The organism is Ectopseudomonas guguanensis, assembly GCF_900104265.1.
Taxonomy (GTDB): Bacteria; Pseudomonadota; Gammaproteobacteria; order Pseudomonadales; family Pseudomonadaceae; genus Aquipseudomonas; species Aquipseudomonas guguanensis.
The window spans coordinates 403,342-412,582 of sequence record NZ_FNJJ01000004.1 but is presented as its reverse complement, the minus strand read 5'-3'; the positions used below and the strand labels follow the sequence as shown (position 1 = coordinate 412,582).

Here is a 9,241-nt window from a genome sequence, read left to right as displayed (position 1 = left end):
CTGTGAGGCGTTGAGCTAACCCATACTAATTGCCCGTGAGGCTTGACCATATAACACCCAAACAATCTGCTCTCACAGCAGAGGGTGTCGATGGTGAAGTCGACAGAAAGCCGAAAATTTGCGAGCGCTACAAGCCTCTATCACGTATCCAAGGGATAGCGCCTAACCGCGACATCCCAACCGAATTGCTTGACGACCATAGAGCGTTGGAACCACCTGATCCCATCCCGAACTCAGAAGTGAAACGACGCATCGCCGATGGTAGTGTGGTGCTTCACCATGTGAGAGTAGGTCATCGTCAAGCTCCTATACGAAACCCCAGATCGCTTAGCGGTCTGGGGTTTCTTCTTTGCGCTCGGGAAAACAGTGCGCGTAGGGTGCGCTGCGCGCATCGACAATGACGCGGTTACGAAGGTGCGCATGGCGCACCCTATGGTGATTCGCTGACGCTTCGCGAGCAGAGCTCGCTCCTACAGGGCATCAGCACTCGCCCCAGATTTAAGTCTCTGCACGCTATGGTCGCCTTGCGTTGATGAATCACAGGCTATCAATGCGCGACTTCGCTTCGAATGATTGCGATTGATAAGGCCTGATTCTCGCGATCCCATCAGACGTGGCTAGCACTAAGGCCTTTTCCTATGCGTCAATCGAGCCGTATCACCTTCCGTTCCACCTTTCGTATCAAGATCAGCGACCGTGAGCGCGATACGTTGATCGGTTACGCCGGTGACGTATCGGAATGCGGAATGAAGTTGCTCGGCGACAGCCTCGTCGAACCAGGTAGCGAGCTGAAGCTGTGCGTACGCATGCGCGACCGTGACGGCGAGATGCGTCAGGTGGACGTGGACATGATCTGCCAGTGGGCACAGGAGAACAGCCGTACCGGCTTCTTCGAGGCAGGTCTGGCCGTGGTCGGTGAGGCGCCGGCCTATGTGCGTCTGATCGAGGGGATGCGCAACAAGCGCAAGGAGCAGGTATAGCGTGAGCTATGGCGAGCGGAGTGCGTGAGAGGCTACGGGAGAAGTCGCAGCAGGTGGATGCGGAAAGCGCCATCCACCCTACGACAAAAGCTCTGCGATCAGCCCAGCGTACCGAGGATATTGACCCCGACCCGGTCCGGAATCTCGTTCTGCGACAGCACGTGCAGGCCGGGGCTGAACACCCGGGCGTAACGCGCCAGCAGCGGGCGTAGCTGCGGCATGACGGTAAGGATCGGTGGGTGGCCGTCCTTGCGCAGTTTTTCCTTCACCACCGGCATGGTGTTCTGCAGCTGGTTGAGCAGGCTCGGCTCCACCGGGATATTGTCCAGGCTCACCGGACCGGCCTGTTGGGCGATGGCCAGGGCATTGAGCAGGGTATTCTCCAGCGCATTCTCGAGGATGAATACCGACAGCTCCTGCCGCTCGCCGGCGATCATGCCGACGATGCTGCGGCGCAGCGCGTAGCGCACGTCGGACGCCAGCAGCACCGGATCCTTGGTCGACTCGCTGGCTTCCAGCAGGGTGGTGGCGATGGTGACGATATCCTTGAGTGGCACCTGCTCCTGCAGCAGCTGGCGGTAGACGCGGTGCTGCTGGGTGTAGCTGAGCTGGTTCTTCAGACTCTCGGCCAGCTTCGGCGCCTGCAACTGCAGGCGTTGCATCAGATGGTCGACATCGTCGTGCTTGAATACGTCCGGCAGGTGCTCACGGATCACCTTGTTCAGGTGCGTGGCGATCACGCTGGCACAGTCGATCACCTGGTAGCCGAGATTCAGCGCACGCGCCTTGTCCTCCGGCTGAATCCACACCACCTGCATGCGATAGGCCGGGTCGACGCCGAGGATACCGTCGATCTCGCCGTACAGCTCCGGCGAGGGGATGGCCATCATGCGGTCGGCATGCAGCTCGGCGCCGTCGATCTTCTCGCCATTGATCTGGATACTGTACTGCGAGGCTTTCAGGCGCAGGCTGTCGCGGATATGCACCTCGGGCAGGAGGAAGCCCAGGCTTTCCGAGAGGGTCTGGCGCACCCCGCGCACGCGCTGGGTCAGCGGCGCACCGGCGGCCTCGTTGACCAGGCCGACCAGCTTGTAGCCCAGCGATACCGACAGCCGCTCCACCAGCGGGATGTCTTCCCATACCAGATTCTGCGCACGCTCCTGTTCCATCGCCTTGCCCAGCGCCTCGACCTGTTCGAGGCTGGCGGCTTCCTTGGGCGGGCCGTTGCGCGCCACCATCCAGGCGACGAAGGCCACCAGCGCGGCGAAGCTGATGAAGGCCAGGTGCGGCATGCCCGGCACCAGGGCCAGGGTGAAGAGAATGCCGGCCACGGTGTAGAGCAGCGCCGGCTGGGCCAGCAGCTGGCGGTGCACCTGATCGGTGATGTCCGAGGACTCGTTGATCCGCGTGACGATGATCGCAGCCGCGGTGGACAGCAGCAGCGCCGGGATCTGCGCCACCAGGCCGTCACCGATGGTCAGCAGGGCGTACTGCTGGAAAGCCTGGCCGGCGCCCAGGTCGTAGACGAACAGGCCGATGGCGAAGCCGCCGAACAGGTTGATCAGCAGGATCAGGATGCCGGCGATGGCATCGCCGCGGACGAACTTCGAGGCGCCGTCCATGGCCCCGTAGAAGTCGGCTTCCTTGGCCACTTCGGCGCGGCGGCGCTTGGCTTCGTTCTGCTCGATCAGGCCGGCGTTGAGGTCGGCGTCGATGGCCATCTGCTTGCCCGGCAGGGCGTCCAGGGTGAAGCGTGCGGTGACCTCGGAGATACGCTCGCCGCCCTTAGTGATGACGATGAAGTTGATGATCATCAGGATCACGAACACCACCAGGCCGACGATGAAGTTGCCGCCGATCACCACCTCGCCGAACGACTCGATCACCTTGCCCGCCGCACCGGTACCCGTATGACCCTCAAGCAGCACCACGCGGGTGGAGGCGACGTTCAGGCACAGACGCAGCAGGGTGGTGATCAGGATCACCGTGGGGAACAGGGAGAAATCCAGCGGGCTTTTCGACGACACGCTGACCAGCAGCACCAGGATGGCCATGGCGATGTTGAAGGTGAACAGGGCATCGAGCAGCACCGGTGGCAGCGGCAGGATGACCATGGCCAGGATCGACAGGATCAGCACCGGAATGCCGATGCGGCCGCTGCGGAAGGTGGGCGCGAGTTGCTGCAGTAGGTTCATGGATCAGCCCCTGTTGGCCAAGCTGTCGGGAATCGGGAGGTTGCTCGCCAGTTGTGGCTTGCTTCTGCGGCCCTGGCGCCAGGCCTTGAGCTGCAGGATGTAGGTCAGCACGTGGGCCACTGCGGTGTAGAGCGGGGCCGGGATCTGCTGGTTGATCTGGGTGGTGAAGTAGATGGCGCGCGCCAGCGGTGGAATCTCCACCACCTCGAGCTCGTGCTTGGCCGCCATCTGGCGCATGTACAGCGCGGTCTCGTCGACGCCCTTGGCCAGCACGAAGGGGGCGGCGGCTTTCTTGCTGTCGTACTTGAGCGCCACGGCATAGTGCGTCGGGTTGACGATGACCACGTCGGCGTTCTTGATCACCTTGCTGATCTGCCGTTGCAGCATCTGCCGCTGCAGCTGCTTGATGCGCGCCTTGACCTCTGGACGGCCCTCCTGGTTCTTGTGCTCTTCCTTGCGCTCCTGCTTGGTCATGCGCAGCTTCTTGAGGAAGAAGTAGCGCTGCAACGGTATGTCGATGAAGGAAAACAGCACGAACACCAGCATCAGGCAGAGGATCAGGTTGAAGGTCAGGTTCAGTGCGGCCGAGATCGCCTGCGGCACGCTGCTGCGCTGCAGGGCGATCAGCTCGGGCAATGCGGCACGCACCAGCACGTAACCGACGCCGAGCAGCACCAGCACCTTGAGCACCGACTTGAGCAGCTCGCTCCAGTTCTGCGCGGAGAAGATCCGCCCCAGGCCGGTGATGGGGTTGAGCTTGCTCAGCTTCGGCGCGAAGTTCTTCGCCGAGAACACCCAGCCGCCCGGTACCAGCGACAACGCCACCACCAGCACGGAGGTGAGCAGCATCGGTGCCAGCAGCTTGATGAACACCAGCATGTTGTAGCCGAGTAGGGTGTCGAGGTCGTCCAGGCCGATCTCGCTGTGGCCGAACTGGATATAGGACAGGCGGAAGCTGTCGCTCAGCCCCTCGAGGAACAGTCCGGCACTGAACTTGAGGATGAACAGGGTGGCGAGCAGCGAGATGGTGGTCGACAGGTCCTTGGAGCGCGCGACCTGGCCGTCGTCCTTGCTCTTCTTCAGTTTGTGCGCGGAGGCCTCTTCCGTCTTTTCCTGGCCGCTGTTCTGCTCAGACATCGCCGCCCTCGCGCAGGATCACGCCGATGCCGTTGAGCAGTTCGCGGGTCAGGTGCAGGTAGCTGTCCGGCAGGTTGGGCAGGGTCAGGTAAATGCACAGCAGGCCCATCAGGATGCTAATGGGAAAGCCCAGGGAAAACAGGTTCATCGCCGGCGAAATGCGGTTGAGCAGGCCGAAGCAGAACTGCACCAGGGTCAGGCAGAACACGATCGGCAGGGTCACCAGCACGGCGGCGGCCAATACCCAGGCGAAGGCCTGAACGAAGCTCTGCGCGCCCAGGTAATGCAGACCGCTGCCCACCGGCCAGAACAGGAAGCTCTGGTACAGCACGCTGACGGTGACCAGATGGCCGTCGATGGCGAAGAACAGCAGCACCAGCAGGATGAAGTACAGCTGATAGACGATCGATGACGACGACACGCCGTTCACCGGATCGTTGTAGCGCGCCATGCTCATGCCCATCTGCGTCGACACCACCTCGCCGACCAGCATGAAGATGGTGAACACCAGTTGCAGGGTCAGGCCCAGCAGCACACCGAAGGCGATCTGTTCCAGTGCGGTCATCAGCCCTTTCAGCGACAGCGGGTCGATCGGTGGCATGTCCGGCAATGCCGCACCCAATGCCACCGTCAGCGCCAGGGCGAGCAGGATGCGCACGCGTACCGATACTGCCTTGTGGTTGAACAAGGGCGCCATGCTGAGCAGCGCCAGAATGCGGCAGAACGGCCACCAGTAGGCCTGCAGGCTGGTCAGATACTGGCTGGCATGCAGCATGGGTTCGGACATGCTTCAGCCCACCAGATGCCCGGCCTGCTTGAAGGTTTCGATGAACAGATCCCCCAGCGTGCGCAGGATCCAGTGACCGGCGAACACCAGCATCGCCAGGGTGATCAGCAGGCGCGGGAGGAAGCTGAGCATCTGTTCGTTGATCTGCGTGGCCGCCTGGAAAATGCTCACCAGCAGGCCGCCGAGCAGACTCGGCACCACCAGCACGCAGACGATCAGACCGGTGATGTAGACGGCGTGAGCCACCAGCTGGGCGGCGTGTTCGGGCGTGAGCATCGCAAGGCCTCGCTAATAGGGCTGGATACTGGTGGTGAGGGTGCCGACCAGCAGCGTCCAGCCGTCCACCAGGACGAACACCAGCAGCTTGAACGGCAGCGAGATCATCATCGGCGACAGCATCATCATGCCCATCGCCATGAGTACGCTGGCCACCACCAGGTCGATCACCAGAAAGGGTACGAAGATCATGAAGCCGAGCTGGAAGGCGGTCTTCAGCTCGCTCAGTACGAAGGCCGGCAGCAGCAGGGAAAAGTCCAGCTGGGCGAGGTCCTCAGGCAGCTCTTCGCCGGCCAGGGCGACCAGGGTTTCCAGCGAGTTCTTGCTGGTCTGCGCCAACATGAACTGGCTGATGATGCGTTTGCCTTCGCCCAGCCCCTGCTCGAGGCTGATCTGGTCGGCTTCGAAGGGCACATAGGCCTCGGTGTACATCTCCTGCCACACCGGGCGCATTACCAGCAGGGTGAGGCACAGGGCGATGCCGATCAGCACCGGGTTGGGCGGGCTCTGCTGCAGGCCGATGGCCTGGCGCAGGATGGCCAGGACGATGATGAAGCGGGTGAAGCAGGTCATCATCATCAACATGGCCGGGAGGAAGCCCAGCAGCGTCATGATCAGCAGGATCTGCAGCTTGACGCTGAGGGTCTGGCCGTCTTCGGTATCGTTGAAGTTGAACAGGGTGATATCGCCGCCGGCGGCATGAGCCAGCAGCGGGCAGCACAGGGCCGCCAGCAGCAGGCCGAGCTGCAGCAGCCGGCGCAGCATCACACGCCCAGCCCGCTGAGGCCGCTGCCGGACAGCTCGACGATGCGCAGGCCGTAGTTGCCGTTCATCACCACCACCTCGGCCTTGGCGAACAGCGCACCGTTGACCTTCACGTCCAGCGGTTCGCCGGCCAGCTTGTCGAGGGCGATCACGCTGCCGGCGTCGACGTCCATCAGCTCCTTGAGGGTGATCTCGGTGGAGGCCACCTCCAGGGTGACGTTGACCGGAATCTTGCCGAAGAAGCTCAGGTCCTGCTGCGGCAGGCTGGCCGGTGCCTGTTCCGCGACGGGCTCGCTGACGGGCTCGTCGAGGTTGAGACCGGCATCGTTGATCAGGCTGTCGAAATCGTTATCGGAAATGGGGCTGCTCATGGGGTCTTCACGCTCTCAAGAGAAGTCAGGAACAAGGAGCCGTCGTCTTCGAAGATGGCGCCGCGAAACAGCTTCTGCTGGTTGATCTGCACCTCGCAGCGCTCCAGCAGGCGCATCGGCAGGATGTCGCCGGGGCGCAGGGCCAGCACCTGGGCCAGCGGCATCTGCAGGCTGGCCACCACGCAGTCCAGGCGCACCGGCAACTGGCGAATCTGGTTGAGCGAACTGCCGCTCTGGGCCACCGGTGCCGGGGGCGTCAGGCGGCTGGTCAGCTCATCGACCAGTTGCGTATCCAGATAGATGAAGATCGATGCCTGGCTGCCGGTGATGTGGCTGGTGAAGTGGAACTGCGCCACGTATTCCCAGGTGGTCTCGTCATAGGCGTTGTCGTACGGCTCGAGCTTGCCGAAGGTCTGCCCGGCGAGAATCGAGCGGGCGAACAGCTGGCTGATGTCCAGGCCCAGGCGCGTACGCATGCGCTGTTCCGAGGTGCTCACCGGCGGCGCTTCGTGGTTGGGCAGGCAGGTGCCGCCGTAGTAGCACTCCAGCGCTTCGGTCAGCAGGGCGCGGTCGATGGCGAAACCGACCTTGCCCAGGGGCGAGCGATAAAGGCACTCGGCTTCTTTATCGACTTGCTCGTGCACCTCGACCCGGAGCAACTCGAGATTGATTCGATAGTTGCGCAGAAAGTAGTCGCTGATGATGCGCGGGTATTTGCTGGAGAGCTCGCGAATATAGTGGGGAATCTTGTGGTAGTGCCGGCCAAGTTTCTGCGGTTTCAACCGGGTCAGACTGTCGGCGGGCACGCCATGAAGGACTTTTTTAATCCCGGTCATGTTGTGGGCTGTATTCCTGGTTGTAACTGCGGTGCACCAGCGAGCCATTCGCTGGGCGTGCAGAGGACGTTTTGATGTGCCGGCGGGCTGCGGCGGTATCGCTGCGGCCATGGCGTCGAAATCACCCGGGCACAGCGCTGCAGGCCAGTGATGACGGGGGGAAGTCTAGGCGGAGGGAGGGCGGGAAATTAAATCAATAGATATCAATTGCTGTCTTTGATGGCGGCTTGCCAGCATTGATAGGAAATAACAGCAAGTAATTCGGCGATCTTCTGTGCGCTTGTTAACGTCCGCGCCGTGATCCGTCGCACGCATGGATGTCACGCAGACAAGTGCTGCCGAAGTTGACCGATAAGGGCGACGGGAAGTTTCGAAAGATTAAGGGGCCTGGTGAAAAAAATCTGTCATCTACTTGGCAGTTTTGCACAGAGGTCGAATGCCGCCGCCGGGCTCATGAAAGACATCGGGTGATTTACCTTGAAGCATTCAACTCAAACGGTAAGTTACGCCTGCGACGAGCTGTTCGATGAACAGCTGGGGCAGCAACATATAGTCGTGATCGGTCAGGCCGATGCCGCCAGCGAGCGCCTGCTGACCGGCGGCCTGCAGCGTCGCGGCTTTCCTGTGCGTCGTTTCGCCAGTTGCCTGGAGCTGGACCCGGCCGCGCTGGAAGAGGCCAGCCTGGTGCTGGTGTTCGTCAGCAGCCTGGCCGGCAACACCCTCTATGCACAGGTGGGCGCCATCCTGCGTCAGGTCGGGCGTGTCGGTGTGGTGCCGGTCGTGGAATATGCCGATCAGGAAAAGGCCGCCGCGTTGCTCGAACTGGGCTGTGTCGATTATCTGCTGGCGCCGTTCAGCGAAGCCCAGCTCAGTGCGCTGCTGCGTCGTCAGGAGTCGGCCAGCTCCGGCGAGGAGGGCTTCGTGTCCTGCTCGCAGGCCGGCCGCCGCCTGCTGGCCATGGCCCAGCGCGTGGCCATGACCCGCGCGCCGATTCTGATCACCGGCGAGACTGGCACCGGCAAGGAGCTGATGGCGCGCTACATCCACCGCTTCTCGGCCAGCGGCGAGGCCCCCTTCATTGCCGTGAACTGCGCGGCTATCCCCGAGCAGATGCTCGAATCCATTCTTTTCGGTCATGAGAAGGGCGCCTTCACCGGTGCGGTCAGCGCCCAGCCGGGCAAGTTCGAGCTGGCCAACGGCGGCACCCTGCTGCTCGACGAGATCGGTGAACTGCCGCTTGGCCTGCAGGCCAAGCTGCTGCGGGTGCTGCAGGAGCAGCGCGTCGAGCGCCTGGGCGGGCGCCGCGAAATCGCCCTCGACGTGCGCATCATCGCCGCCACCAACCGTGACCTCCAGCAGGAAGTAGCCGAAGGCCGTTTCCGCGCAGACCTGATGTTCCGCCTCGACGTGCTGCCGCTGCACATCAGCCCGCTGCGCGAGCGCAAGGAAGACGTGCTGCCGCTGGCGCGCCGCTTCATTCGCCAGTACGCGCCGCAGGACGCGCGCCACGAACTGCTCACCGAAGATGCCTGCCGCGCGCTGCTGGCGCATGACTGGCCGGGCAACGTGCGCGAACTGGAGAACTGCCTGCAGCGCGCGCTGATCCTGCGCAATGGCCTGTATATCCAGGCTCAGGACCTGGGCCTGAGCGTGCCCGTGAGCAGCGCGCCGGAGCTGGCGCCGCGTCTGCAGCCGCAGGTGCTCGAAGGTGGCAAGGCGGCCCTGCGCGCCAGCGGCAAGTGGGCCGAGTACCAGCATGTGATCGACACCATCCGCCGTTTCGGCGGACACAAGACCAAGGCCGCCGAGAGCCTCGGCATGACCCCGCGCGCACTGCGCTATCGCCTCAACGCCATGCGCGAGCAGGGCGTACAGATTCCCGTCTAGGAGACCG

At 62.8% G+C, this 9,241-nt stretch carries 9 protein-coding genes and 1 rRNA gene; 3 read left to right on the top strand and 7 right to left on the bottom strand.

Annotated features, from left to right (window positions below; genetic code table 11):
- Window positions 1-188: 188 nt before the first annotated feature.
- Window positions 189-304 (top strand): 5S ribosomal RNA (gene rrf, locus BLS61_RS08720).
- A 334-nt stretch (window positions 305-638) separates the two neighbouring features.
- Window positions 639-980, top strand: coding sequence for a PilZ domain-containing protein (locus BLS61_RS08715; RefSeq protein ID WP_090429881.1), 342 nt, complete (start codon window positions 639-641; stop codon window positions 978-980).
- Window positions 981-1,078: 98 nt separating this feature from the next.
- Here BLS61_RS08715 and flhA read toward each other — a convergent pair whose 3' ends face one another.
- The 7 genes from flhA to BLS61_RS08680 are packed head-to-tail and all read right to left on the bottom strand — an operon-like array spanning window position 1,079 to window position 7,347.
- Window positions 1,079-3,175: a flagellar biosynthesis protein FlhA gene (gene flhA / locus BLS61_RS08710; protein WP_090429879.1), complete on the bottom strand. Its 2,097-nt coding sequence runs from the start codon at window positions 3,173-3,175 to the stop codon at window positions 1,079-1,081.
- 3 nt (window positions 3,176-3,178) lie between these two features.
- Window positions 3,179-4,312 (bottom strand): flagellar biosynthesis protein FlhB, encoded by a 1,134-nt coding sequence (gene flhB, locus BLS61_RS08705; RefSeq protein ID WP_090429877.1) that lies wholly within the window; start codon window positions 4,310-4,312, stop codon window positions 3,179-3,181.
- Entirely contained in the window at window positions 4,305-5,099 is a 795-nt protein-coding gene (fliR, locus tag BLS61_RS08700) for a flagellar biosynthetic protein FliR (RefSeq protein ID WP_090429875.1), read from the bottom strand. Before fliR ends, flhB begins: the two co-directional genes overlap by 8 nt.
- 3 nt (window positions 5,100-5,102) lie before the next feature.
- Window positions 5,103-5,375: a flagellar biosynthetic protein FliQ gene (locus BLS61_RS08695; protein ID WP_012020176.1), complete on the bottom strand. Its 273-nt coding sequence runs from the start codon at window positions 5,373-5,375 to the stop codon at window positions 5,103-5,105.
- 12 nt (window positions 5,376-5,387) lie between these two features.
- Entirely contained in the window at window positions 5,388-6,140 is a 753-nt protein-coding gene (fliP, locus tag BLS61_RS08690; protein WP_090429873.1) for a flagellar type III secretion system pore protein FliP, read from the bottom strand.
- Window positions 6,140-6,511 (bottom strand): flagellar motor switch protein FliN, encoded by a 372-nt coding sequence (gene fliN / locus BLS61_RS08685; protein WP_012020174.1) that lies wholly within the window; start codon window positions 6,509-6,511, stop codon window positions 6,140-6,142. Before fliN ends, fliP begins: the two co-directional genes overlap by 1 nt.
- Window positions 6,508-7,347, bottom strand: coding sequence for a FliM/FliN family flagellar motor switch protein (locus tag BLS61_RS08680; RefSeq protein WP_090429871.1), 840 nt, complete (start codon window positions 7,345-7,347; stop codon window positions 6,508-6,510). Before BLS61_RS08680 ends, fliN begins: the two co-directional genes overlap by 4 nt.
- Window positions 7,348-7,824: 477 nt before the next feature.
- Between BLS61_RS08680 and BLS61_RS08675 the strand changes: the two genes are divergently transcribed.
- On the top strand, window positions 7,825-9,234 hold the full coding sequence (locus BLS61_RS08675; protein WP_090429869.1) for a sigma-54 interaction domain-containing protein: 1,410 nt from the start codon (window positions 7,825-7,827) through the stop codon (window positions 9,232-9,234).
- Window positions 9,235-9,241 lie beyond the last annotated feature (7 nt).

What these genes read in the sequence shown, in the direction of transcription:
- BLS61_RS08680 (WP_090429871.1), bottom strand. Translation starts at nt 7,347, where the DNA reads ATGACCGGGATTAAAAAAGTCCTTCATGGCGTGCCCGCCGACAGTCTG.
- BLS61_RS08695 (WP_012020176.1), bottom strand. Translation starts at nt 5,375, where the DNA reads ATGCTCACGCCCGAACACGCCGCCCAGCTGGTGGCTCACGCCGTCTAC.
- flhB (WP_090429877.1), bottom strand. Translation starts at nt 4,312, where the DNA reads ATGTCTGAGCAGAACAGCGGCCAGGAAAAGACGGAAGAGGCCTCCGCG.
- fliP (WP_090429873.1), bottom strand. Translation starts at nt 6,140, where the DNA reads ATGCTGCGCCGGCTGCTGCAGCTCGGCCTGCTGCTGGCGGCCCTGTGC.
- fliN (WP_012020174.1), bottom strand. Translation starts at nt 6,511, where the DNA reads ATGAGCAGCCCCATTTCCGATAACGATTTCGACAGCCTGATCAACGAT.
- flhA (WP_090429879.1), bottom strand. Translation starts at nt 3,175, where the DNA reads ATGAACCTACTGCAGCAACTCGCGCCCACCTTCCGCAGCGGCCGCATC.
- fliR (WP_090429875.1), bottom strand. Translation starts at nt 5,099, where the DNA reads ATGTCCGAACCCATGCTGCATGCCAGCCAGTATCTGACCAGCCTGCAG.
- BLS61_RS08715 (WP_090429881.1), top strand. Translation starts at nt 639, where the DNA reads ATGCGTCAATCGAGCCGTATCACCTTCCGTTCCACCTTTCGTATCAAG.